The sequence below is a fragment of the Streptomyces speibonae genome, from assembly GCF_984686075.1.
In genome coordinates this window covers 7,253,165-7,276,958 of sequence record NZ_OZ480260.1, presented here as the reverse complement: position 1 = coordinate 7,276,958, position 23,794 = coordinate 7,253,165, and the positions used below count along the sequence as shown (strand labels likewise).

The 23,794-nt window shown below is 73.0% G+C and carries 24 protein-coding genes; 10 read left to right on the top strand and 14 right to left on the bottom strand.

Annotated elements, in window-relative coordinates:
* The first annotated feature begins 22 nt into the window (after positions 1–22).
* From AC5L3C_RS32885 to AC5L3C_RS32870, 4 genes are all read left to right on the top strand, one after another.
* Complete coding sequence (locus AC5L3C_RS32885; protein WP_125508665.1) at positions 23–751, top strand: type 1 glutamine amidotransferase; 729 nt, start codon at positions 23–25, stop codon at positions 749–751.
* A gap of 201 nt (positions 752–952) precedes the next feature.
* Positions 953–1,978 (top strand): 6-phosphofructokinase, encoded by a 1,026-nt coding sequence (locus AC5L3C_RS32880; RefSeq protein WP_493652773.1) that lies wholly within the window; start codon positions 953–955, stop codon positions 1,976–1,978.
* A gap of 121 nt (positions 1,979–2,099) precedes the next feature.
* A complete protein-coding gene (locus AC5L3C_RS32875) occupies positions 2,100–3,050 on the top strand; it encodes a cytochrome c oxidase assembly protein (protein ID WP_125508660.1) in 951 nt (316 codons plus the stop codon).
* Between the two features lie 103 nt (positions 3,051–3,153).
* Positions 3,154–3,330, top strand: coding sequence for a membrane protein (locus tag AC5L3C_RS32870; protein ID WP_037934856.1), 177 nt, complete (start codon positions 3,154–3,156; stop codon positions 3,328–3,330).
* A gap of 19 nt (positions 3,331–3,349) precedes the next feature.
* On the opposite strand, the gene AC5L3C_RS32865 is transcribed toward AC5L3C_RS32870, so the two are convergent.
* Genes AC5L3C_RS32865 through AC5L3C_RS32850 form a run of 4 tightly spaced genes read right to left on the bottom strand, consistent with a single transcriptional unit; the run spans position 3,350 to position 7,429 of the window.
* A complete protein-coding gene (locus tag AC5L3C_RS32865) occupies positions 3,350–4,555 on the bottom strand; it encodes a sensor histidine kinase (RefSeq protein ID WP_493652772.1) in 1,206 nt (401 codons plus the stop codon).
* Complete coding sequence (locus AC5L3C_RS32860) at positions 4,552–6,264, bottom strand: sodium/solute symporter (protein WP_493652771.1); 1,713 nt, start codon at positions 6,262–6,264, stop codon at positions 4,552–4,554. The genes AC5L3C_RS32865 and AC5L3C_RS32860 overlap by 4 nt, the downstream gene beginning before the upstream one ends.
* Before the next feature lie 18 nt (positions 6,265–6,282).
* On the bottom strand, positions 6,283–6,642 hold the full coding sequence (locus AC5L3C_RS32855) for a hypothetical protein (RefSeq protein WP_125508654.1): 360 nt from the start codon (positions 6,640–6,642) through the stop codon (positions 6,283–6,285).
* A 16-nt stretch (positions 6,643–6,658) separates the two neighbouring features.
* Positions 6,659–7,429: a LytR/AlgR family response regulator transcription factor gene (locus AC5L3C_RS32850; RefSeq protein ID WP_125508652.1), complete on the bottom strand. Its 771-nt coding sequence runs from the start codon at positions 7,427–7,429 to the stop codon at positions 6,659–6,661.
* Positions 7,430–7,561: 132 nt separating this feature from the next.
* On the opposite strand from AC5L3C_RS32850, the gene AC5L3C_RS32845 reads away from it, so the two are divergent.
* The 4 genes from AC5L3C_RS32845 (at position 7,562) to AC5L3C_RS32830 (ending at position 13,506) form a co-directional block, all read left to right on the top strand.
* Positions 7,562–8,065, top strand: coding sequence for an Lrp/AsnC family transcriptional regulator (locus AC5L3C_RS32845; RefSeq protein WP_125508650.1), 504 nt, complete (start codon positions 7,562–7,564; stop codon positions 8,063–8,065).
* Positions 8,066–8,189: 124 nt separating this feature from the next.
* On the top strand, positions 8,190–9,002 hold the full coding sequence (ddaH, locus tag AC5L3C_RS32840; RefSeq protein ID WP_493652770.1) for a dimethylargininase: 813 nt from the start codon (positions 8,190–8,192) through the stop codon (positions 9,000–9,002).
* A complete protein-coding gene (gene rocD, locus AC5L3C_RS32835) occupies positions 8,999–10,225 on the top strand; it encodes an ornithine--oxo-acid transaminase (protein ID WP_125508645.1) in 1,227 nt (408 codons plus the stop codon). Before ddaH ends, rocD begins: the two co-directional genes overlap by 4 nt.
* A gap of 827 nt (positions 10,226–11,052) precedes the next feature.
* On the top strand, positions 11,053–13,506 hold the full coding sequence (locus AC5L3C_RS32830; protein WP_493652769.1) for a SpoIIE family protein phosphatase: 2,454 nt from the start codon (positions 11,053–11,055) through the stop codon (positions 13,504–13,506).
* A gap of 9 nt (positions 13,507–13,515) precedes the next feature.
* Here the strand turns inward: AC5L3C_RS32830 and AC5L3C_RS32825 are convergent, their stop codons facing one another.
* Entirely contained in the window at positions 13,516–13,983 is a 468-nt protein-coding gene (locus tag AC5L3C_RS32825; RefSeq protein WP_493652768.1) for an RpiB/LacA/LacB family sugar-phosphate isomerase, read from the bottom strand.
* A gap of 188 nt (positions 13,984–14,171) precedes the next feature.
* On the opposite strand from AC5L3C_RS32825, the gene AC5L3C_RS32820 reads away from it, so the two are divergent.
* Entirely contained in the window at positions 14,172–14,897 is a 726-nt protein-coding gene (locus tag AC5L3C_RS32820; protein ID WP_493654118.1) for a lysophospholipid acyltransferase family protein, read from the top strand.
* 70 nt (positions 14,898–14,967) lie between these two features.
* Here the strand turns inward: AC5L3C_RS32820 and AC5L3C_RS32815 are convergent, their stop codons facing one another.
* From AC5L3C_RS32815 to AC5L3C_RS32780, 8 genes are all read right to left on the bottom strand, one after another.
* Positions 14,968–15,777: an urease accessory protein UreD gene (locus AC5L3C_RS32815; protein ID WP_493652767.1), complete on the bottom strand. Its 810-nt coding sequence runs from the start codon at positions 15,775–15,777 to the stop codon at positions 14,968–14,970.
* Positions 15,765–16,448, bottom strand: coding sequence for an urease accessory protein UreG (gene ureG / locus AC5L3C_RS32810; RefSeq protein WP_493652766.1), 684 nt, complete (start codon positions 16,446–16,448; stop codon positions 15,765–15,767). The genes AC5L3C_RS32815 and ureG overlap by 13 nt, the downstream gene beginning before the upstream one ends.
* 68 nt (positions 16,449–16,516) lie before the next feature.
* Positions 16,517–17,191 (bottom strand): urease accessory protein UreF, encoded by a 675-nt coding sequence (locus AC5L3C_RS32805; RefSeq protein ID WP_493652765.1) that lies wholly within the window; start codon positions 17,189–17,191, stop codon positions 16,517–16,519.
* The gene (locus AC5L3C_RS32800; protein ID WP_493652764.1) at positions 17,191–18,912 is read right to left on the bottom strand and encodes an urease subunit alpha; all 1,722 of its coding nucleotides are present in this window, start codon (positions 18,910–18,912) and stop codon (positions 17,191–17,193) included. The genes AC5L3C_RS32805 and AC5L3C_RS32800 overlap by 1 nt, the downstream gene beginning before the upstream one ends.
* Positions 18,905–19,216 carry an urease subunit beta gene (locus AC5L3C_RS32795; RefSeq protein WP_125508631.1) on the bottom strand — a complete coding sequence of 104 codons (312 nt, stop codon included), beginning with the start codon at positions 19,214–19,216 and terminating at the stop codon, positions 18,905–18,907. Before AC5L3C_RS32795 ends, AC5L3C_RS32800 begins: the two co-directional genes overlap by 8 nt.
* A gap of 17 nt (positions 19,217–19,233) precedes the next feature.
* Positions 19,234–19,536: an urease subunit gamma gene (locus AC5L3C_RS32790; RefSeq protein ID WP_125508629.1), complete on the bottom strand. Its 303-nt coding sequence runs from the start codon at positions 19,534–19,536 to the stop codon at positions 19,234–19,236.
* A 160-nt stretch (positions 19,537–19,696) separates the two neighbouring features.
* The gene (locus AC5L3C_RS32785; protein WP_124288405.1) at positions 19,697–20,923 is read right to left on the bottom strand and encodes an IS110 family RNA-guided transposase; all 1,227 of its coding nucleotides are present in this window, start codon (positions 20,921–20,923) and stop codon (positions 19,697–19,699) included.
* Positions 20,924–21,166: 243 nt separating this feature from the next.
* On the bottom strand, positions 21,167–21,796 hold the full coding sequence (locus tag AC5L3C_RS32780; RefSeq protein ID WP_493652763.1) for a TetR/AcrR family transcriptional regulator: 630 nt from the start codon (positions 21,794–21,796) through the stop codon (positions 21,167–21,169).
* 107 nt (positions 21,797–21,903) lie between these two features.
* On the opposite strand from AC5L3C_RS32780, the gene AC5L3C_RS32775 reads away from it, so the two are divergent.
* A complete protein-coding gene (locus AC5L3C_RS32775) occupies positions 21,904–22,902 on the top strand; it encodes an ABC transporter permease (protein WP_493652762.1) in 999 nt (332 codons plus the stop codon).
* A 576-nt stretch (positions 22,903–23,478) separates the two neighbouring features.
* Here AC5L3C_RS32775 and AC5L3C_RS32770 read toward each other — a convergent pair.
* Positions 23,479–23,766, bottom strand: coding sequence for a type II toxin-antitoxin system Phd/YefM family antitoxin (locus tag AC5L3C_RS32770; protein ID WP_125508623.1), 288 nt, complete (start codon positions 23,764–23,766; stop codon positions 23,479–23,481).
* Between the last annotated feature and the right edge of the window lie 28 nt (positions 23,767–23,794).

The following is a 23,794-nucleotide window of genomic DNA, read 5'->3' as shown; positions in this document are numbered from 1 at the left end:
ACGACACCTCAGGGGACTTGAAGTGAGCGACAACCAGCTGCGGGTCGTCTGGATCTACCCGGACCTGCTCAGCACGTACGGCGACCAGGGCAACGTGCTCGTCGTGGAGCGCCGGGCGCGGCAGCGCGGCCTGGACGTGGCACGGCTCGACGTGCGCAGCGACCAGCCGATCCCGACCTCCGGCGACATCTATCTGATCGGCGGCGGCGAGGACCGCCCGCAGCGGCTGGCCGCCGAGCGGCTGCGCCGCGACGGCGGTCTGCACCGCGCCGTGGAGAACGGCGCGATCGTGTTCTCGGTGTGCGCCGGCTACCAGATCCTCGGCCACGAGTTCATCAACGACCTCGGCCAGCGCGAGCCGGGTCTCGGGCTGCTCGACGTGGTCTCGGTGCGCGGTGAGGGCGCCCGGTGCGTGGGCGACGTGCTGGCCGACATCAGCCCGCAGCTCGGTCTGCCCCCGCTGACCGGGTTCGAGAACCATCAGGGCGTCACCCACCTGGGCCCCACGGCCCGCCCGTTCGCCCAGGTGCGTTTCGGCAACGGCAACGGCACGGGGGACGGCACGGAGGGCGCGTTCAACGACACCGTCTTCGGCACGTACATGCACGGTCCGGTGCTGGCCCGCAACCCGCAGATCGCGGACCTGCTGCTGAAGCTGGCGCTCGATGTCAACGCGCTGCCGCCGACCGACGACCGCTGGTACGAGGCGCTGCGCAACGAGCGCATCGCGGCGGCGCAGCAGCCCGCCTGAGGCGTCCGGAACACTGTGCGCCCCGACCCGTCGGACGGGTCGGGGCGGGCGCGTCTGACGGCTGCTCCGCACAGGTGAGCGGGGTCGTCCAGCAGGCGGACGCCGTGTACGGCCGGGCCCCCCGGAGCGGCTAGGGTGGCGGGGATCGAGCCGGACAGCGCGGTCCGGTCCCGGCCCACATCGAGAAGGTTGTTTCGGGCTATGCGCATTGGTGTCCTCACGTCCGGCGGCGACTGCCCCGGCCTGAACGCCGTCATCCGGTCCGTCGTGCACCGCGCCGTCGTCGACCACGGCGACGAGGTCATCGGCTTCCGGGACGGGTGGAAGGGCCTCCTGGAGTGCGACTACCTCAAGCTCGACCTCGACGCGGTGAGCGGCATCCTCGCCCGCGGCGGCACCGTCCTCGGCTCCTCCCGGGTCCGTCCCGAGCATCTGCGGGACGGGGTGGAGCGGGCCAAGGGGCATGTCCGCGAGCTCGGCCTCGACGCGATCATCCCGATCGGCGGTGAGGGCACGCTCAAGGCTGCCCGGCTGCTCTCCGACAACGGCCTGCCGATAGTCGGTGTGCCGAAGACCATCGACAACGACATCGCCGTCACCGACGTCACCTTCGGCTTCGACACCGCGGTCGGGGTGGCGACCGAGGCCCTGGACCGGCTGAAGACCACCGCCGAGTCCCATCAGCGGGTGCTGATCGTCGAGGTCATGGGCCGTCACACCGGCTGGATCGCGCTGCACTCCGGGATGGCGGCCGGCGCGCACGCCGTGGTCGTCCCCGAACGGCCCTTCGACATCGACGAGCTGACCGCGAAGGTGGGCGAGCGGTTCTCCGCCGGGAAGCGCTTCGCGATCGTGGTCGCGGCGGAGGGCGCCAAGCCGAAGCCCGGCACCATGGACTTCGACGAGGGCGGCAAGGACATGTACGGCCACGAGCGGTTCGCCGGGATCGCCCGGCAGCTCTCGCTGGAGCTGGAGTCGCGGCTCGGCAAGGAGGCGCGACCGGTGATCCTCGGCCATGTGCAGCGCGGCGGGACGCCCACGGCGTACGACCGCGTGCTGGCCACCCGGTTCGGCTGGCACGCCGTGGAGGCGGTGCACCGGGGCGAGTTCGGACGGATGACCGCGCTGCGGGGGACCGACATCGTGATGGTGTCCCTGGCGGAGGCGGTGGAGACGCTGAAGACGGTGCCCGAGGAACGGTACGCGGAGGCGCAGTGCGTGCTGTGAGGCGCGGGTAGCGCTCCGACGGGGCGCCCGCAGCCGACCCCGGTCGCGGAGGCGGCCGGGGTTCGCCGTACTCTGTGGGGCGGACAGACGCGTACAACCCCCACGAATCAGGAGCCGGCGGATGGATCACAGCGGGCACGGCATGACCATGGATCTGCCGCCGTTCACGCTGGGGCGAGGGCTCGCCTGGTCGGCGGATCCCTTCTTCCTCGTCGCCTGCCTGCTGGGACTGGCGCTGTACGGCTGGGGCGTGGTCCGGCTGGTGCGGCGCGGTGACAAGTGGCCGGTGGGCCGGACCGTGGCGTTCGTCGTCGGCGTGCTGAGCGTCGGGCTCATGATGTGCACCGGGCTGAACGACTACGGCATGGTCATGTTCAGCGTGCACATGGTGCAGCACATGATGATCAGCATGGTGTCGCCGATCCTGATCCTGCTCGGCGCCCCGGTCACCCTGGCGCTGCGCGCCCTGCCGCCGGCCGCGCGGGGCCGCAAGGGGCCGCGCGAGCTGCTGCTGATGTTCCTGCACAGCCGGTACATGCGGATCGTCACCCACCCGGCGTTCACCATTCCACTGTTCATCGCGAGCCTGTACGGCCTGTACTTCACCCCGCTGTTCGACTCCCTGATGTCCTCCGGTGCGGGGCACGTCGCGATGATGGTGCACTTCCTCGCCGTGGGACTGGTCTTCTTCTGGCCGATCATGGGCGTGGACCCGGGACCGCACCGGCCGGGCTACTTGATGCGCATGCTGGAACTGTTCGCGGGCATGCCGTTCCACGCGTTCTTCGGTATCGCGCTGATGATGGCCTCGACGCCGATGGTCTCGACGTTCGAGAATCCGCCCGCCTCGCTCGCCGTCGACGCGCTGTCCGACCAGAACGCGGCCGGCGGCATCGCCTGGGCGTTCAGCGAGGTGCCCTCCGTCCTGGTGCTGATCGCGCTGCTGTTCCAGTGGTACGCCTCCGACCAGCGGCAGGCCAGGCGCAAGGACCGCGCGGCCGACCGGGACGGGGACAAGGAGCTCGAGGCGTACAACGCCTACCTGGCCTCCCTGCACGCGCAGCGGAACTGATCACAGAAGACCGGGCAAATCGGTCACCCATGGGGGCGTGTGCGCCGTAAGGAGCAAAAACGGGGCACCATGGAGGGAATCGAACCATGAGGAGGGTGTTGCGATGCCCGGTACCACGAACGGTTCAACCTCGACGAAGACCATGGGAGTACTCACCGTGGGCGCCCTCGTCGCCGTGACGGCCTACACGGTGGCGCTCGGCAGCAATGGCTGGCTGTGGTTCGGCTGGGTGGTCCTGGGCCTGATCACCCTCGGGATGGTCGCCACCCGCAGCACCTGAGGAGCGGGCGGGGCGGTCCTCACCTCGGGGTGAGCCGCCCCGCCAGGTGCACACCCGGCTGGTACTTCGGCAGCCGGATAGTGATCTTCATGCCCGCGCCGGCCGCCGTCTCGATGACGAGGCCGTGGTCGTCGCCGTAGACCTGGCGGAGCCGGTCGTCGACGTTGGACAGTCCGATGCCGCCGGAGGGACTGGCCTCGTGGGCGAGGATGCGGCGCAGCAGACCGGGGTCCATGCCGGCGCCGTCGTCCTCGATGACGACGAGGGCCTCCGCCCCGGCGTCCTGCGCGGTGATCTGGATGTGGCAGGCGTCGGCCTTGCCCTCCAGGCCGTGCTTGACGGCGTTCTCCACCAGCGGCTGGAGGCAGAGGAAGGGCAGCGCGACCGGCAGCACCTCGGGAGCGATCTGCAGGGTGACGGCCAGCCGGTCGCCGAAGCGGGCCCGCACCAGCGCCAGGTAGTGGTCGATGGCGTGCAGCTCGTCGGCGAGGGTGGTGAAGTCGCCGTGCCGGCGGAACGAGTAGCGGGTGAAGTCGGCGAACTCCAGCAGCAGCTCCCGGGCCCGCTCCGGATCGGTGCGGACGAACGAGGCGATCACGGCGAGCGAGTTGAAGATGAAGTGCGGGGAGATCTGTGCCCGCAGCGCCTTGATCTCCGCCTCGATGAGACGGGTGCGGGAGCGGTCGAGGTCGGCCAGTTCGAGCTGGACGGAGACCCAGCGGGCGACCTCCCCGGCGGCGCGGACCAGGACGGCGGATTCGCGGGGCGCGCAGGCGACGAGCGCCCCGTGCACCCGGTCGTCGACGGTGAGCGGGGCCACCACGGCCCAGCGCACGGCGCAGTCGGGGGCGTCGCAGGTCAGCGGGAAGGCCTCGCCCCGGCCGGTGTCGAGGGGGCCGGTGAGCCGCTCCATGATCTCGCCGCGGTGGTGGGCGCCGACGCCGTCCCAGGCGAGGACCTGTTCGCGGTCGGTGAGGCACAGGGCGTCCGTGCCCAGCAGGGAGCGCAGCTTGCGGGCGGACTTCCCGGCGGTCTCCTCGGTCAGGCCCGCGCGCAGCGGCGGGGTGGCCAGGGAGGCGGTGTGCAGGGCCTCGAAGGTGGCGTGCTCGACGGGGGTGCCGAGTCCGGCGAGGCTGGGGGGCCGCGCGGTGCGCCGGCCGATCCAGAATCCGGCCGCCAGCAGGGGCAGTACGGCGACGAGGAGGCCGGCGATGAAGCCGCTCATGCGGACACCTCCGTACGCAGTTCCTCGGGAAGGTGGAAGCGGGCCAGTACGGCCGCCGTCCCGGGCGGGACCCGGCCGGGGGTGGCCAGGGACACCAGGATCATGGTGAGGAAGCCCAGCGGCACCGACCACAGCGCGGGCCAGGCGAGCAGGGCGTGCCAGGGCCCCTCGCCCGGGTAGCCGGCCATGGTCGCGGTGACCGCGAGGAACGCGGAGCCGCCGCCGACCAGCATTCCGGCCGCCGCGCCCGGCGGGGTCAGCCGGCGCCACCAGATGCCGAGGACGAGCAGCGGGCAGAACGAGGACGCCGACACGGCGAAGGCCAGGCCCACGGCGTCGGCCACCGGCAGCCCGCCGACCAGGACGCTCGCCCCGAGCGGGACGGCCATCGCGAGCACGGTGCCCAGGCGGAAGTGGCGTACGCCGCGGGAGGGGAGCACGTCCTGGGTGAGTACCCCGGCGACGGCCATGGTGAGTCCGGAGGCCGTCGACAGGAACGCGGCGAAGGCGCCCCCGGCGACCAGGGCGCCGAGAAGGTCGCCGCCCACTCCCCCGATCATCCGGCCGGGCAGCAGCAGGACGGCGGCGTCGGCGTCGCCGGTGAGGGTCAGCTCGGGGGCGTAGAGCCGGCCCAGGGCGCCGTAGACGGGCGGGAGGAGGTAGAAGGCGCCGATCAGGCCCAGGACGGCGACGGTGGTGCGGCGGGCGGCCACGCCGTGCGGGCTGGTGTAGAAGCGGACGACCACGTGGGGCAGGCCCATGGTGCCGAAGAAGGTCGCGAGGATCAGCCCGTAGGTGGCGTACAGCGGGCGTTCCGCGCGGGACTCGGCCCGGGAGGGCGACAGGGCGTCGTCGCCGCCGCGTCCGGCGGCGGGGACCTCCGCGCCCTCGGCGAAGGTGAGCCGGGTGCCGCCGTCGATGCGGTGGGGGCCCGCGGCCAGGGAGACCTCGGCGCCGTCGTGTGCGCGGCCGTCGACGGTGCCGTCCACCGTGACGGTGAGGGGCCGCTCGAGCCGCAGGTGCAGGGAGTCGTCGATGGTGACCACCCGCTGTTCGCGGAAGGCGGCCGGTTCGTCGAAGGGGTGGCTGGGTGCGCCGTCGCTCTGCCAGGCGAGGACGAGGAAGAGGGCGGGGACCAGCAGGGCGGTCAGTTTCAGCCAGTACTGGAAGGCCTGGACGAAGGTGATACTGCGCATGCCGCCGGCGGCGACGATGACGGTCACCACGACGGCGACGATCACCGCGCCGAGCCAGTCGGGTGTGCCGGTGAGCACGGTCAGGGTGAGCCCGGCCCCCTGGAGCTGGGGCAGCAGATACAGCCAGCCGACGCCGACGACCAGGGCGCCGGCGAGCCGCCGCACCAGGTGGGAGGCGAGCCGTGCCTCGGCGAAGTCGGGCAGCGTGTACGCGCCGGAGCGGCGCAGCGGGGCGGCGACGAACAGCAGCAGCACCAGATAGCCGGCGGTGTAGCCGACCGGGTACCAGAGCATGTCCGGGCCCTGGACGAGGACGAGCCCCGCGATGCCGAGGAAGGACGCGGCGGAGAGGTACTCCCCGCTGATGGCGGCGGCGTTGAGGCGGGGCCCGACGGTGCGGGAGGCGACGTAGAAGTCGGAGGTGGTGCGGGATATGCGCAGGCCGAAGGCGCCGACGAGGACGGTCGCGAGGGCGACGAGCGCGACGGCGGTGACGGCGTAGGCGGAGTTCACGGTGCGCGGGCTCCGGTCTCAGCGGTCCTCGACGAGCCGCACGAAGTCGCGTTCGTTGCGTTCGGCGCGGCGTACGTACCAGCGGGCGAGCAGCACCAGCGGGGGGTAGAGGCCGAAGCCCAGCACCGCCCACTCCAGCCGGTGGGTGTCCGGGGCGGCGGCGAAGACCAGCGGGAGCGGGCCGATGAGCAGGGCGAGGACGGCGAAGACGACGAGCCCGGTGCGCAGCTGGATGCGCATCAGGGACCGGACGTAGGTGTGGCCGAGGGTGGTCTGCTCGTCGATCTCGGTGCGCGGACGGTAGTAGCCGGAGGTCCGGCGGGTGCGGCGGGGCGGGCCGGTGACGACCACCCGGCGTTCGGTCGGATCCTGGGGCATGTGGTGCTCCCCCCGTCTAGCTCGTGGTCCGGCGCATCAGCAGGTCCCGCAGTTCACGGGCGTGCCGCCTGCTGACCTGGAGTTCCTCGGAGCCGATCAGGACGCTCACGGTACCCGCGTCGAGCCGGAGCTCGCCGATGTGGCGCAGGGCGGCCAGATGGCGGCGGTGGATGCGGACGAAGCCGCGGGAGCGCCAGCGCTCCTCCAGCGTGGACAGCGGGATCCGGACGAGGTGGCTGCCCCGGTCGGTGTGCAGCCGGGCGTAGTCGCCCTGGGCCTCGACGTGGGTGATGTCGTCGACGGCGACGAAGCGGGTGACGCCGCCGAGCTCGACGGCTATGTGGTCGGGGTCGGGCTCGTGCACGGGGATGCGCGGGGCGGCCTCGCGCGGGGTGCTGCCGCGCTGGGCGGCGGCCCGGCGCACGGCCTCGGCCAGCCGTTCCTTGCGGACCGGTTTGAGCACGTAGTCGACGGCCTTGAGGTCGAAGGCCTGGACGGCGAAGTCCTCGTGGGCGGTGACGAACACGATCAGCGGCGGCCGGGCGAACCCGCTGAGCAACCGGGCGAGGTCCAGGCCGTCGAGTCCGGGCATCTGGATGTCGAGGAAGACGACGTCGATCGCCTCGGGCCCGTCGGGGCCCGACTCCAGGGCGCGGTTGATGCGGCGCAACGCCTCGGTGGCGTCCCCGGCGCCCTCGGCGCTGCCGATGCGCGGGTCCGCGTGCAGCAGGTACAGCAGTTCCTCCAGCGAGGGGCGTTCGTCGTCGACGGCGAGGGCACGCAGCATGAAGGTGGAGTGTAGGGGTGATTTCCGCGTCTGGACATGTGCCGGACGCGGGTGGACATGGCAGGTCGCCGCCGCCTTCGCCGTGGACGCCGGTACGGGGAGCGGCCGGGCGCCGCTGGATACAGTGCCCGCATGAACAGCAGGCCCGCGCCGTTCGACGAGCTCGACCGGAAGATCGTCACGGCTCTCATGGCGAACGCCAGGACGTCCTTCGCGGAGATCGGCGCGGCGATCGGGCTGTCGTCGACGGCGGTCAAGCGCCGGGTGGACCGGCTGCGCGAGACGGGGGTGATCACGGGGTTCACGGCGACGGTGCGGCCGAGTGCGCTGGGCTGGCGCACGGAGGCGTATGTCGAGGTGTACTGCGAGGGGGCGGCGCCGCCCCGCCGGCTGGCGGAGGTGGTGCGCAACCATCCGGAGATCGCCGCGGCGATGACGGTCACCGGGGGCGCGGACGCGCTGCTGCATGTGCGGGCGCGGGACGTGGAGCACTTCGAGGAGGTGCTGGAACGGATCCGCCAGGAGCCGTTCATCCGCAAGACGATCAGTGTGATGGTGCTGTCCCATCTGCTGCCGGACAGCCCTGAGGCGGGAGTGAGCCAGCCCGCGCCGAGAGACGCACCGGACGTGCGCTGAGCGGTCCGAATACGCAACGATCCTGCGTGAACACGCAGCTGTTGTTCCTTGTCGGCCGTCAGGGTCCGTTCCTACCGTGGAGGCACCCCCAGTAGGCACCGCATGGAAGCGGAGGAACCCCTCTGTGCCCGAATCCCGTGTGGCGCGCCGACGGCGTTACCTCGTCTGCGAACCCAGACACTTCGCCGTCCGGTACGCGATCAATCCCTGGATGCATCCCGACCGTCCCGTCGACGTCGCCCTCGCCCAGCACCAGTGGCGGACGCTGGTCGGCGCCTACCGCGACCACGGACATACCGTGGAGACCGTGAGGCCGGAGCCCGGACTGCCCGACATGGTGTTCGCCGCGAACGCGGCGGTCGTCGTGGAGGGCCGTGTGTTCGGCTCCCTCTTCTCCGCGCCCGAGCGGCGTGCGGAGTCCGCGGCCTACGAGGCCTGGTTCAAGTCCGAGGGCTTCGACGTCCAGCACCCCGAGTCGGTGTGCGAGGGCGAGGGCGATCTGGTGCCCGCCGGGCGCTGGATCCTCGCCGGCACCGGGTTCCGCACCACCCCGGAGGCGCACCGCGAGGCACAGGAGTTCTTCGGTGTACCCGTGATCGGGCTGACGCTGGTGGACCCGTACTTCTACCATTTGGACACGGCGCTGTTCGACCTCGACGACGAGAACGTCGCCTACTACCCGGAGGCGTTCTCGCCGGGCAGCCGCGAGGTGCTGGCCCGGCTGTATCCGGACGCGGTGATCGCCACCCGTGAGGACGCGATGGCGTTCGGTCTGAACTCCGTCTCCGACGGGCGCCATGTGTTCATCTCGCCGGAGGCGACGGCCCTCGCCGACCGGCTGGCCGGCCGCGGTTACGTTCCCGTCCCCGTCGATCTGTCCGAGTTCCGCAAGGCCGGCGGGGGCATCAAGTGCTGCACTCAGGAGATCCGCTCATGACCTCTGTCGTCCCCGCGCGTACGTCCGCCGAGCTCATCGGCGCGGAGGAGTCCGTCCTCGCGCACAACTACCACCCGCTGCCCGTGGTCGTCTCCCGCGCGGAGGGGGCCTGGGTGGAGGACGTGGAGGGCCGGCGGTATCTCGACATGCTGGCCGGCTACTCGGCGCTCAACTTCGGCCACCGGCATCCCGCGCTGGTCGAGGCGGCGCACCGCCAGCTGGACCGGCTCACCCTCACCTCGCGGGCGTTCCACAACGACCGGCTCGCGGAGTTCGCCGAGCGGCTGGCGGCGCTGACCGGGCTCGACATGGTGCTGCCGATGAACACCGGTGCCGAGGCCGTCGAGAGCGGTGTGAAGGTGGCCCGCAAGTGGGCCTACGACGTCAAGGGCGTCCCGGCGGACCGGGCGACGATCGTGGTGGCCGCGGACAACTTCCACGGCCGTACGACGACGATCGTGAGCTTCTCCACGGACGAGGTGGCCCGCGCCGGTTTCGGCCCCTTCACTCCGGGCTTCCGCGTGGTGCCGTACAACGATCTCGCGGCGCTGGAGGAGGCGGTCGACGAGACGACGGCGGCGGTGCTGATCGAGCCGATCCAGGGCGAGGCGGGGGTGATCGTCCCGGACGACGGCTACCTCGCCGGGGTGCGCGAGCTGACCCGCCGCAAGGGGTGCCTGTTCGTCGCCGACGAGATCCAGTCGGGTCTGGGCCGCACCGGCCGTACGCTCGCCGTGGAGCACGAGTCGGTCGTGCCGGACGTGGTCCTGCTGGGCAAGGCGCTGGGCGGCGGCATCGTCCCGGTGTCGGCGGTGGTGGCCCGGCGTGAGGTGCTCCAGGTGCTGCACCCCGGGGAGCACGGGTCGACGTTCGGCGGCAACCCGCTGGCCGCGGCGGTCGGCACGGCGGTGGTGGAGCTGCTGGAGACCGGTGAGTTCCAGCGGCGGGCGGCGGAGCTGGGCGAGGTGCTGCGCGCGGGCCTGGAGTCGCTGACCGGCAAGGGCGTCGTCGGGTTCCGCTCCCGCGGTCTGTGGGCGGGCGTGGACGTCGACCCGGCGATCGGCACGGGCCGTGAGGTCAGCGAGCGTCTGATGCGGGAGGGGATCCTGGTCAAGGACACCCACGGCTCGACCATCCGGCTGGCCCCGCCCCTGACCATCACCTCGGAGGAACTCCAGGGCGCCCTGCACACCCTGGAAAAGATTCTCACCTCCCCGGCCTGACCCGCACCTCACGGCCCCTACCGGGCAGCACACCTCCCCGCAGGCGCTCCGGCGCGACAGGGCACCGTCACCCGGACTCCGCGCACGGCATCCCGACCGTGCGCGGAGTCCGGGACGCGGGCCCGGGCCACCGCCTTCGGGGGAACCCCGCACGACCCGACGCGGACGCCGACCACGCGGCATTCCAGCCGCACCCCGCACGGTCCAGGACCACCCGGCGGCCCCCGCCGGTCCCCAGGTCTCCCGGCGAAATCACCGCCCCCACCACGGGACGCGAACCGCGCCGGCACCCGCCCCCGCGCGCGGCATCCCAAGCGTGCGCGGCACCGGGGGCAGGCCTGCCCGGTCGGCGCCCCCTCCGCGAGGACCACCGACGGGAACACCGTCCGCACCACCGGACGCAGACGGCGCAGGCTCCCACGCCGCACCCCAGCCGCACCTCGCCCGGGCCCCGGGACCACCCGGCGGACACCCCATCCCCAGGGACCTCCGGCGAAACCACCGCCCTCACCACCGGACGTGAACCGCGCCGGCGCTCGTCGCCCGCGCGCGGTGTTCCGGCCGTGTCCCGTGCTGGCCGGCGTGCGGCCGGGTGGCGGGACGCCCTTGCGGCGTCCGTCCCGTGCCGTCGTGTTCCTCCCCCGGTCGGGGGACCGCCATGCCGGTTCGCCGCGGGGGTGTCGGGGGAGGGCCCCGTGACGAGGGCGGGTCCGGCACGTCCCGTGGGGGTACTCCTCCCTCTTCGTCCAGGGAGCCCCCGTCCGCCGTCAAGGGTGAAGATTGGGACAAGAGGTGGTAGACCACTCTCAGCGACAGAGAGGTCGGCCGTGGGCGGACACAAGGAGCAGAACGTGGCCCGGCAGGGGTTCGACGTGGCCGACGCCGCTCCCCTGTTGCTCGACGAGCACGGCATGGTCGCGAGCTGGACCGCTCGCGCCGAGCGGCTGCTGGGGTACGGCGCCCAGGCCGTGGTGGGCCGGAAGTTCGCCGAGCTGCTGCACCCCGACGACGCCGAACGGGTGCCGGATCTGGTGGAGCGGTGCCGGTCCGACGGTGACTGGGTGAGGCTGATGACGGCCGTGCACCGGGACGGGCACCCCGTCTCCGTGGAGGTGCGGGCCATGCCGACCGTGGAGCCCCGGGGCCGTGCGTCGCTGCTGATTCTGCTGTCCGAGCTGGCCGGCTCCGCGGGCTGGAGCATGAGCCGGTCCGTGCTGGAGCAGATGGTCACCAGGACCTCCATCGGCATGGCGATCGTCGACACGGAGCTGCGCTTCGTGTGGTCCAACCCCGCGCTGGAGCAGTTCGGCGGCGGACCGGGCGAGCGGCGGCTGGGGCTGCGGTTCGCCGATGTGCAGCCGGGCCTGGACGCCGCGGCCGTCGAGGCACAGATGCGGCACGTGCTGGAGACCGGCGAACAGGTGGTCGGCTACGAGCACGTCGGCCGCGCACGGGCGGCACCGCTGCGCGAGACCGCGCACATGGTGTCGTTCACCCGCCTCGACGACGAGCAGGGCCGCCCGATGGGCGTGTACTACACGGTCGTCGACATCACCGAACGGCATCGCGCCCGGCAGCGCCTCGCCCTGCTCGACCGGGCCGGCGAGCACATCGGCCGGACCCTCGACATCATGACCACTGCCCAGGAACTCGCCGACGTCGCCGTCCCGGGCCTCGCGGACTTCGTCACCGTGGACCTGCTGGAGACGGTGCTGCGGGGCGCCGAACCGGCCCCGGGACCGCTCGGCGACTCGGCCAGGGTGCCGCTGCGCCGCGCGGGACACCGCTCGCGGTACGAGGACCTGCCGCGGACGGCCGTGGACACCGGTGCGGTCGTGACCTACCTGGCGGACTCCCCGCCCGTGCGCTGTCTGACCACCGGCCGGTCATGGCGTCAGGAGCGGCTCGACCCGCTCGCCCTGGACTGGGCCGTGGGCACTCCGGGTGCCCGGGAGTCCACCTTCCTGGAGCTGGGGCTGCAGAGCGTGATGATCGTCCCGATCCGGGCCCGGGGGGTCACCCTGGGTGTCACCACGTTCTTCCGTCGCCGCCGCGAGGACCCGTTCGACACCGATGACCTCCATCTGGCCGAGGACCTCGTCTCGCGCGCCGCCGTCTGCGTGGACAACGCGCGCCGCTACACCCGGGAGCGGGACGCGGCGCTCGTCCTTCAGCGCAGTCTGCTCCCGCGCCGGCTGCCGGAGCAGGACGCCGTCGAGGTGGCCGCCTGCTACCGCCCGGCGGACGAGCTGACCGGCCTGGGCGGCGACTGGTACGACCTCGTCCCGCTGTCGGGCGCCCGTGTCGCCCTGGTCGTGGGCGAGGTCCCGGGGCACGGCATCGACGCCGCCGCGGCCATGGGGCGGCTGCGCACCGCCGTACGGACCCTGGCCGCGATCGATCTGCCGCCCGAGGAGGTACTGGCCCATCTGGACGACCTCGCCGCGCGGGCGGCGCGGGACGAGGACGAGGGAGAGCCCGGCGAGACCCCCGGCACGGCCCTCGGCTCCGGATGCCTGTACGTCGTCTACGACCCGGTGGAGGGGGTGTGCACGATGGCGGCCGCCGGCCACCCCGCGCCGGCCTTGGTGGCGCCGGACGGCACGGTCGACTTCGTGGACCTCCCCCAGGGCCCGGCGCTCGGTGTCGGCGGGCCGCCGTTCGAGGCGGTGGAGCTGACGCTGGCCGAGGGCAGCACGCTCGCCCTGCACACGGACGGGCTGCTGGCCCGGGAGGGGCACCGGCCCGACGAAACGGACCGGGAGCCGCTGCGACGGGCCCTGTCCGAGGCCCCGTCCTCGCTGGAGGCGAGCTGCCGGGCCGTCGTCGACACCCTGGTGCCGGCCCGCCCGTACGACGACGTGGCCCTGCTGATGGCCCGGACCCGGCGTCTCGCCCCGGAGCAGGTCGCGGTATGGGACCTGCCGGCGGATCCGGCCGTGGTGGCCGAGGCCCGCAGGACCACCAGCCGGCAACTGGCCCGCTGGGAGCTGGACGAGCTGGTCTTCACCACGGAGCTGATCGTCAGCGAACTGGTCACCAACGCCCTCCGGCACGCCTCGGGGCCGGTCACGCTGCGGCTGATCCGTGAGCGTGCGCTGGTGTGCGAGGTGTTCGACGGCGGCGCCACCGCGCCCCATCTGCGGCATCCCCGCGCGATGGACGAGGGCGGGCGCGGACTGCTGCTGGTCTCCCAGCTGGCCCAGCGGTGGGGTACCCGGTTCGTCCCCGAGGGGAAGATCATCTGGGCGGAGCAGCCCCTGACCGCGCCGGCGGAGTGAGACGCGCGCTCAGTCGCCGGACGTGTCGTCCGGGCGGGTGCCGTCGAGCCGCCGCGTCCGTTCCACGTTGCGCCGGTCCTCGGGGTCGTCGCTGGGCGACGCCTCGAACCAGGCGTCGAGGATCTCCTTGAGCAGCGGAGTCGACGTCAGGCGCAGGCTGAGCGCGAGGACGTTGGCGTCGTTCCAGCGGCGTGCGCCGTCGGCCGTATAGGCGTCGGTGCACAGGGCGGCCCGCACGCCGGGCACCTTGTTCGCGGCGATCGAGGCGCCCGTGCCGGTCCAGCAGCACACCACCGCCTGGTCGGCCGATCCGTCGGCGACCTCGCGGGCGGCCGCCTCGGAGCAGACCGCCCACTGGGGGTCGTCGCCGGGGCGCAGCGCCCCGTGCGCGCGCACCTCGTGGCCGCGGTCGCGCAGTTCGGCGAGGAGGGCGCGGGCCACGGGTTCGTCCATGTCGGAGGAGACGGAGATCCGCATGCTGCGGAGCCTACTCCCCGCGGCACGCGACCCGCCGGGCGCGACCGTCCGGGAATGGCTCGTTCCGGACGCGTCGAACGTGGTGCCGGGCCGCACCGTCCGGTCCTAGACTGACATCTCACGACGTGCCGGATGACCTGCTGGAACGCGGCGGCCCTGCCCGTTCGCCGGAGTCGAGGAGCGTGCCTTTGTTTTATTATGTGCTCAAATATGTGCTCTTGGGTCCGCTGCTGAGACTGGTCTTCCGGCCGCGAATACAGGGTCTGGAGCATGTTCCGTCCTCCGGCGCCGCCATCGTCGCGGGGAATCATCTGTCCTTCTCGGACCACTTTCTGATGCCGGCCGTCCTCAGACGGCGTATCACCTTCCTCGCCAAGGCCGAATACTTCACCGGCCCCGGCCTCAAGGGCTGGCTGACGGCGTTCTTCTTCCACAGCGCGGGGCAGATCCCCGTCGACCGCTCCGGCAAGGAGGCCGGGCAGGCCGCCATCCGGGAGGGCCTGGGAGTGCTGAGCAAGGGGGAACTGCTCGGCATCTACCCGGAGGGCACGCGCTCGCACGACGGCCGCCTGTACAAGGGCAAGGTGGGCGTCGCGGTGATGGCGCTCAAGGCGGGGGTGCCGGTGATCCCCTGCGCGATGATCGGCACGTTCGAGGCGCAGCCGCCCGGCAAGGTGATCCCCCGCATCCATCCGGTGGTGATCCGCTTCGGCGAACCGCTGGACTTCTCGCGCTACGCGGGGATGGAGAACGAGAAGGCGGTGCTGCGCGCCATCACCGACGAGATCATGTACGCCATCCTCAAGCTGTCCGAGCAGGAGTACGTCGACCAGTACGCCGCCGTCGTCAAGGCCGAGGAGGCCGAGCGCGCGGCGGAGGAGAAGCGCCGGTTCCCGCGCATGCCGTTGAGCTGAGCCGCGGGACGGGAACGGGACGAGGGGCGGCCGGAGTGTTCCGGCCGCCCCTCGCGCACGGGGGCAGGTGCTACGGCTGCGGCGCGGCGCGCTCGGATCGGGCGGGGGACGACGGTGCGAGGAGGGCCGTTGCCCTGTCGAGGAGTTGGCGCAGCCGCAGCGGATCCGGTGCCACGGCGGTCACCAGCGCGGCCGGACCCGGCAGGGGCAGGACGGCGGCACCCGCGTCCAGGGCCCTCGCGGTGACCGGCGCCTTTTCGAACTCCGGGCGTACGACGACCAGTTGACCGACCGCCCGGTGACCGCCCAGTACCGCGGGACCGTCCCAGCCGCCGGGCGCCCCCGGTCCGCAGGCCAGTTCCTGGTCGAGGACGGTGCGCCCCGCGATCCGTACGGTCAGCCGGGAGGTGAGCCGTCCGGGTTCCTCCCGGGCCCGCCCCAGCACCTGCTCCTCGCGCAGCACGAGCCGGGCCCCGTGGTCGAGTTCGGCCCGCGTGGCGGCCAGCAGTCCGCTTCCCTTGACGGAGATCAACAGCTGCGGGAGCCAGCGGAGTTCGCCGTCCCCGGCGACGGTGAGCCGTACGTCGTAGCGCGCCTCGGCCCCGGGCGGGCCGGGCAGGGCCAGGGTGGCCGCGGCCGACCCGACCCGGAGCCGGGCCCCCGGCCGGACGTCGGCCCGCACCGTGAGCCGGTCTCCGCCGAGGGGACCGCTCATGGCGCCGACGAGCAGGACGTGCGCCTCGGTGCCGCTCCCCCGTGTCCGCCGCAGCGCCAGCGGCCCCGCGCCCTCGAGCTCGGGCAGGCAGGTCCCGCCCCGGCCGTCGGCGCAGGCGCGGACGCGGGCGACGCCCCGTACGCCCGCGGCGGTCACGCCGTCCACGCGGCGAGCCGCTCGCGCACCCAGGCGGCGACGTCCCGCGCCCCGTCCTCGCTCCGCAGCGACTGGAACACCACGGGAAGGCCGGCCCGCCGGGCCCCGGCGTCGGCCGCCATGCGGGCGAGGTCGGCACCGACGTGCGGAGCCAGATCGGTCTTGTTGACGACCAGGAGGTCCGCGGTGGTCACGCCGGGCCCGCCCTTGCGCGGGATGTCGTCCCCGCCTGCCACGTCGATCACGAAGACCTGGGCGTCGACGAGCCCCCGGGAGAAGGTGGCGGTGAGATTGTCGCCACCGGACTCGACGAGGATCACGTCCAGCGGGCCGGCCTCGTCCTCGAGTTCCTCCACCGCTTCCAGGTTGGCGGAGATGTCGTCCCGGATCGCGGTGTGCGGGCAGGCCCCGGTCTCGACCGCGGTGATCCGCTCGGGCGGCAGCACCGCCTCGCGGAGCAGGAACTCGGCGTCCTCCCGGGTGTAGATGTCGTTGGTGACGACGGCCAGCGACACCTCGTCGCGCAGGATCCGGCAGAGGGCGGCGACGGTGGCGGTCTTCCCGGAGCCCACGGGCCCGCCGAGTCCGATCCGCAGGGCCCGCCGCGTCCCGTCATGCCGGCGGGCGTCGGCGCCGACGGCGTCCGGCCCGCCGTGGGTGAGGGAGTGACCGAGATGCATGAACGCCTCCAGTAGTCGGCCCGTCCGGTGCGAGTCCTCCGGGCGGGACGCGGAACAGCGGTGTGCCCTCACGTGGCGAACAACCGCACCGCCCAGCCGGCGTGGGCCTCCGCGCCGGTCTCCAGCAACGGCGCGGACGCCGCGGGCAGCGCGTCGGCCCCCTCACGGGCCACCCTCCGTGCCGCCCCGGCCGCCCGCGCCGCCACCGCGTCCACCTCGGGCGCCAGCCGCGCCAGCACGCCCGTCGCGTCGAAGGGGTCGAGCCCCAGCAGCCGTACCGTCGCCGAGGCCGGGCCGCCGACGCTCTCGTACGCCGCGCAGTATGCCGCGTCCTCGGGCCCGAGACCGGCCGCCCGCGCCGTCACCCCCAGGACCACCGGCTGATGCGCCCCCTTGGGGAACCGCCGGGCGAGCGCGTCGAGTTCGTCCGAAGGCCAGGCCGCCCGCGCGGCCCTGAGGAGCTGCCGTCCCAGTCTGCGGGCGGCCGTCCGCAGTGCGGGCGAGGGCGTGCGGGCGTCGGCCGCCGCGTCCAGCTCCCCCGGGTCCGTGCCCAGCGCCGCGGCCGCCGCGACCGCCGCGGACACGAGCCCCGTCGTGTGCAGCCGCCCGCGGCAGAACTCCTCCAGGCTCGCGGCCCCCGTGACCCGTCCCGCCCCGACCGCCGCCTCCGCCCCGCCGGAGTGCGCGTGCCCGCCGGCGGGGAACCGGCCGTCGGCCAGGACGAGCAGTGCCGCCCGGGACATCAGAAGAGGAAGTAGCGCTGGGCCATGGGCAGTTCCGCCGCCGGGGCCGCCTCGACCGGTTCCCCGTCGATGTGCACCGTGAAGCTGTCCGGGTCGACGCGCACGTCCGGCAGGGCGTCGTTCTCCCGCATGTGCGCCTTGGTCACCCCGCGGGTGGAGCCGATGGCCACGCACCGCTTTCCCAGCCCGAGCCGTCCGGGCAGGCCGGCGTCGATCGCCGCCTGCGCCACGAAGTTGACCGAGTCGGCGGCCGGCGCCCGTCCGACCGCCCCGTACATCGGGCGCGGCAGGACCGGCTGCGGGGTCGGGATGGAGGCGTTGGCGTCGCCCATCTGCGCGTAGGCGATCTGTCCGCCCTTGATGACGAGATGGGGCTTCACGCCGAAGAACGCCGGTTCCCACAGCACCAGGTCCGCCAGTTTGCCGCTCTCCACGGAGCCGATCTCGCCGGCCAGGCCCTGGGCGAGCGCGGGATTGATCGTGTACTTGGCGACATAGCGGCGCACGCGGTGGTTGTCGGCGCGGCCGTCGCCCGGGAGGGGGCCGCGCCGCCGCTTCATCACGTGGGCCGTCTGCCAGGTCCGCATGACGACCTCGCCGACCCGTCCCATCGCCTGGGAGTCGGAGGAGATGATGGAGATGGCGCCCAGGTCGTGCAGCACGTCCTCGGCGCCGATGGTGGACGGCCGGATGCGGGACTCGGCGAACGCGAGGTCCTCCGGCACGGCGGGGTTGAGGTGGTGGCACACCATCAGCATGTCGAGGTGCTCCTCGACGGTGTTGACGGTGAACGGCCGGGTCGGGTTGGTGGAGCTGGGCAGGACGTGCGGCTCGGAGACCACGGTGATGATGTCCGGGGCGTGCCCGCCGCCGGCGCCCTCCGTGTGGTAGGCGTGGATGCCGCGCCCGGCGATCGCGGCGAGTGTGTCGCCCACGAATCCCGCCTCGTTGAGCGTGTCGGTGTGGATGGCGACCTGTACGCCGGTCCGCTCGGCGGCGGTCAGCGCGGCGTCGACGGCGGCGGGGGTCGAACCCCAGTCCTCGTGCAGCTTGAGCCCGACGGCGCCGCCCCTGATCTGTGCCAGCAGCGCCTCCTGGGAGACGGTGTTGCCCTTGCCCAGCAGTCCGATGTTGAGCGGGTGGGCCTCCATCGCCTCCAGCATGCGCGCCAGATGCCAGGAGCCGGGGGTGACGGTGGTCGCCTTGGAGCCCTCGGCCGGCCCGGTGCCGCCGCCGATGAGGGTGGTGACGCCGGAGGCCAGCGCCTCGTCGGCGATCTGCGGGCAGATGAAGTGGACGTGGGCGTCGACCGCGCCGGCGGTCAGGATGCGCCCGTTGCCGGCGATGATCTCGGTCTCGGGGCCGATGACCAGGTCCGGGTGGACGCCGTCCATGGTGTCGGGGTTGCCCGCCTTGCCGATGCCGGTGATACGGCCGTCGCGGATGCCGATGTCGGCCTTGACCACGCCCCAGTGGTCGACGACGACGGCGCCGGTGACGACCGTGTCGGGGGTGCCGTCCGCGCGCGTGGCGGTGGCCTGCCCCATGGACTCGCGGACGACCTTGCCGCCGCCGAACACGGCCTCGTTCCCGGCGCGTCCGGGGCCGCCGGAGCGGTCCTCCTCGATCTCGATCAGCAGGTCGGTGTCGGCCAGCCGTACACGGTCGCCGGTGGTGGGGCCGTACAGGTCGGCGTAGGCGGCGCGGGAGAGTTCAGGCATCGAGGGCGCCCCCGGTCCGTCCGCGCAGGCCGGGCACGACACGGGCGCCGGCGAGCGGTACGAGTTCCACCTCGGCGGGGATGCCGGGTTCGAACCGTACGGCCGTGCCGGCGGCGATGTTCAGCCGCTTGCCGTGGGCGGCCGGGCGGTCGAACTCCAGGCCGGGGTTGGTCTCGGCGAAGTGGTAGTGGGAGCCGACCTGGACGGGCCGGTCGGCGGCGTTGAGGACGGTCAGCCGGGTGACCTCGTGGCCCTCGTTGCAGACGACCGGGTCCTCGGCGTACAGGATCTCTCCGGGAATCACGGCGGCCGCTCCCCCGCTCAGACGATCGGCTCGTGGACGGTGACGAGCTTGGTGCCGTCCGGGAAGGTGGCCTCGACCTGGACGTCGTGGATCATCTCCGGAACGCCCTCCATGACGTCGTCCCGGGTGAGCAGGCGACGCCCGGAGGCCATGAGTTCGGCGACGGTGCGGCCGTCCCGGGCGCCTTCGAGGACGTGCGAGGTGATGAGGGCGACCGCCTCGGGGTGGTTCAGCCGCAGCCCCCGGGCACGGCGCCTGTCCGCCACATCGGCCGCGACGTGGATCAGCAGCCTCTCCTGCTCGTGCGGGGTCAGGTGCACGGCGCCCACCTCAGTCCTCGCTCCGGGCCGTGCGGGGCCCGGTGGCCGCGGCCACGGGGGCTCGTCTCCCGGTGGCGTGGTCCCGGAGGCTAGCCGGGCGGCGTTTCGGGGACGTTAACCGCGCGGTGAGCAGGTGTCAGACATCCCATGACGCTGGATGTCAAGTTGTGGCGAGGTTCGCGTGGTGGGCCCATGCTGTGGCCTCGCTGTAGTGAGTGCGGGTCTTGAGGCATCCGTGGAGGATGCCGACGAGTCGGTTGCCCAGCTGCCGCAGGGCAGGGTTGTAGTCCAAGTCGCGGGCGCGCTGTTTGTCGTAGTAGCGGCGGGCTCCGGGCGAGTTCTGCAGCGCGCAGAACGCCTGTCGCTGGAGAGCGTCGGCGAGCCGGTTGTTGCGGACGAAGCGGGCCTGGACGCTGTGGCTTTTGCCGGAGGCCCGGGTGATGGGGCTGGTGCCGGCGTAGTTCTTGCGGGCCTTCGCGGACGTGTAGCGGGTTGGGTCGTCTCCGAACTCGGCCAGCACCCGAGCGCCGGTGATCTCGCCGATGCCGGGCATCGACAGGTAGATCTCAGCGTCCGGGTGCGCCAGAAAATGCGTCTTCACCTGCCCCTCCAGGGCGTCTATCTGCTCGTTCAGAGTGATCATCAGCCGGGCGTGGGCGGTCACGGCGGCTGCGTAGGCATCGGCGACAGGAGCCGCGACGTTCAGTTGCGGCTCGCGCAGGGCGGCCTGGATGGAGGCGGCTCTCTGCTCCCGGTTGCGGCGCCGGTGCCGGGCGAGGACCGCGGTGATCTGTTGCTTCGTCAGCTTCGCCGCCTGCTCCGGCGTAGGTGCCTTGAGCAGCAGTTCCAGGGCGTCCGTGCTGGTCAGCTCCAGTCCCGCGTAGGCGGCGAGCGCGCCGGGGAAGTACTCGCGCAGCGTGCTGCGCAGCCGCTGGAAGGTGCGGGTGCGCTCCCAGATCAGCGTCTGGTGGGCACGGGCGACGACCTTGACGGACTGGGCCTGCTCGCTGTCTCCGGCGATCGGCCGCAACTGGGCACGGTCGATGCGGACCATGTCGGCCAGCGCGTGTGCGTCGCCCTTGTCGCTCTTGGCACCGGAGGTGCCGTACCGCTCCTTGAACCGGGCCGCTTGCCGGGGGTTGACCGCGTAGACCTGGTAACCGGCCGCGAGCAGGGCCTGGACCCACGGGCCGCGATCGGTCTCGATCCCGACCACCACCCCTCCCGGCTCCAGGTCCTCGCCGCCGTGCCGGGCGATCAGGGCGTGCAGCTTCGCGACGCCTTCGACCCCTTCCGGCAGCCGGGCGGCCCAGAGCCTTCGGCCCGAGTCGTCCTGGACCTCGACATCGTGATGGTCTTCGGCCCAGTCGTCGCCGACGAACAGCACCCGCTTCTCCAACCTCTCGACGTACACCGCGCGTGTGGCCCGCGGAAGACACAGCTCGCGCCCTAATGGATCCAGTGCTCACGCCCCACAACCCGGCGGGCACGCCATCCCATCAGCAGTCCGGCCTCCCGGCCGACCAGCAGGGGCACGGTCTGACACCAGAGCTCGAACGGCTCCGGCGACGAAAGTGCTCACCTGCTGGCGGCCACTCATCGAGTCTCACTCATGACCCGATGAGCCCCATTAGGCGTGCGTGCCCGGCGGGGTGATGGCCATCAGCGCCCGCAGTCCGTCGCCCATGGTCCGGTCGGGCAGCGCGCCGAACAGGGCGGTCTGGGCCGCGAAGCCCTGCACGACCGCGATCATGGTGCGCGCCATGGCGTCGGTGTCCGTGTCGGCGGGCAGCAGGCCGGCGGTCCGGTAGCTCTCGGTGACCTTCCCCAGGGCGGTGCGGACCGTCTCGTATCCGTCGGTCATCACGGCCGCCAGCTCGGGGTTGCGCGTGGTCTCCGTCCACACCTGGAGCATCAGCCTCGGGAACATCCATTCCCCGCTGTCCAGGGTCGCCGGCCGCTGCTCGCGCATGCGGGCCAGGGCGCGCGGGACGAGCACGTCGGGGGTGGGCGGCGGGCTCTCCCCGGCGGCCTGCTCGAGGATCCCGCGCACCGTGTCGAGCACCTCGGTCACGATCGCGGCGATCAGCTCGTCCTTCCCGCCGAAGTACCGGTAGACGGCACCGGCCGAGAGGTCCACCTCCTTGAGCACGTCCTGCATCGAGGTGGCGTGGAAGCCGTTGCGGGCGAAGCAGGACGCGGCGCCGTCGAGGATCTGCCGGCGGCGGGCGTCGAGGTGTTCCTGGGATACGCGGGCCATGTCCGGCAATCTAAAACGAACATTCCTTCTTGACAAGGAGGAGGGACGGCGGGACGGTGGTGACGACACCAAAACGAACGATCCTTCTTTTTAGTGGGAGCGCCCTCATGTCCCCGTCGTCACTGCCGCCGCACCGCCGCGTCCTCGCCGTGGTCGTACTGATCCCCACCTTGGTGGGCCTGGCCCTGTGGGCCTTCGCCTGGCCCGCCGCCCGTTCGGCACCGCGCGATCTCCCGCTCGGCGTCGCCGGCCCCGCCGCGGCGGCCGCGCCGGTCGAGCAGCAGCTGAGCCGGCAGGAGGGCGCCTTCGACCTCCACCGCTACGGCGACGAGGGCGCCGCACGCGCCGCCGTCGAGGACCGCGAGGTGTACGGGGCGGTCGTGGTCACCGAGCAGGGCCCGAAACTGCTGACCGCGTCCGCCGCGAGCCCCGCCGTGGCCCAGCTGCTCCAGCAGGCGGTGACGCGGCAGGCGGAGGGCTCACAGGGCCGGGTCGTGACCGAGGACGTGGTGCCGGCCGCCGCGCGGGATCCGCGGGGCGCCGTCCTCAACACCAGCGTGCTGCCGCTGGCCCTGGCCGGGATCGGGGCGGGCGCCGCGGTGACCGTGCTGGGGCTGCGCGGTGGCCGCGCGGTGGCCGCGCTGGCCGGGTCCGCGGCCTTGGTCGGCGCGGTGGCGGCGGGGCTGACCCAGAGCTGGCTGGGGGCCGTGCCGGGGAACTGGTGGGCCGTGGCCGGTACGTTCTCGCTGACCGCGCTGGCGATCAGTTCGGCCGTCGCGGGACTGGCCGCACTGCTCGGGCGGGCCGGCATCGCCGTCGGCGGCGCGGTGTTCATGCTGCTCGGCAACCCGTTCTCGGGCGCCTCCTCGGCGCCGGAGATGCTGCCCGAGCCGGCCGGGACCCTCGGTCAGTGGCTGCCGCAGGGCGCGGGGGTGTCCCTGCTGCGCTCGGCGTCCTTCTTCGAGGGCGCGGCGGCCGTCGGCCCGGTCCTGGTACTGGGCGTGTGGGCGGCGCTGGGACTGGGCGCCGTCCTCCTCGGCGCCACGAAGGAGCGCGCGGGAGCCGTGGAACCCGCCGCCGACCGCGCACCGGCCCCCGTCGGCTGAACCCCCGCCCCGGCGGACAGCCGCCCCCTGGAACGACCGCGCACCCCCGCCGCAGCGGACGGGGGTGCGCGGTCCCACCGCCGGCCCGGCGCTCCCACGAGAGCCGGCCGTTCCCGGCCCCCTCCACGGCGCCGTGAAGGCACACGCGGAAACGACCACCGGCCACGCAGCGAACGAGAGAGTGCGAGGACCTGCGCCGGTCCGACGCACCCACGCACCTTCCCCGGCCGTCAGCCTCACGCGCCTTCCAGACGACCGTTGAGGAGCGGGCGGGCGTGCGGCCCGCAATCGGCCGGGCACCCGCCCGCGACGGCGGAGGGTCCGCCCGCGACGACTGGACCGCGACCGTCACGGAAGGACCGCGCCCCCCGCCACGGCGGACGGGGGTGCGCGGTCCCGCCGCCGGTCGGCGCGAGCCCACCGCACGCGGGCGGACGCGCCCCGCCCTGTCGGCAGTCCCACGCGGCTTCCAGACGCCGTTGCGGAGCGGACGGGCCGTGGTCGGCGCGCAAACGACCGCGCACCCCCGCCACAGCGGACGGAGGTGCGCGGTCCCGGGGTCGGTGCCCTGCGTGACTACGACGTGGCCGTTCCTCGGTGCTCCGCCGCGATGCCGAAGCGTTGGCGTTCGCCGGAAGCGGACGCCACCTCGCGCACGCCGGCCACCGTGCTGATCACGCGCTCCTCCGCGGGCTCTCGGTGTTCCTCGAGCTCTTCGAGTCGTCGCAGGTCATCGGCGGATACGAGGGCGACGAGGGGCTTGCCGTGCCGGGTCACGACGACACGCTCACCGCCGTACACCACGCGGTTGATCAGGTCGGCCAGCTCAGCCCTGGCTTGCGTCACCGGAATCTCGTAGGCCATGTGCCCATCATAACGTCACGTACGTCCT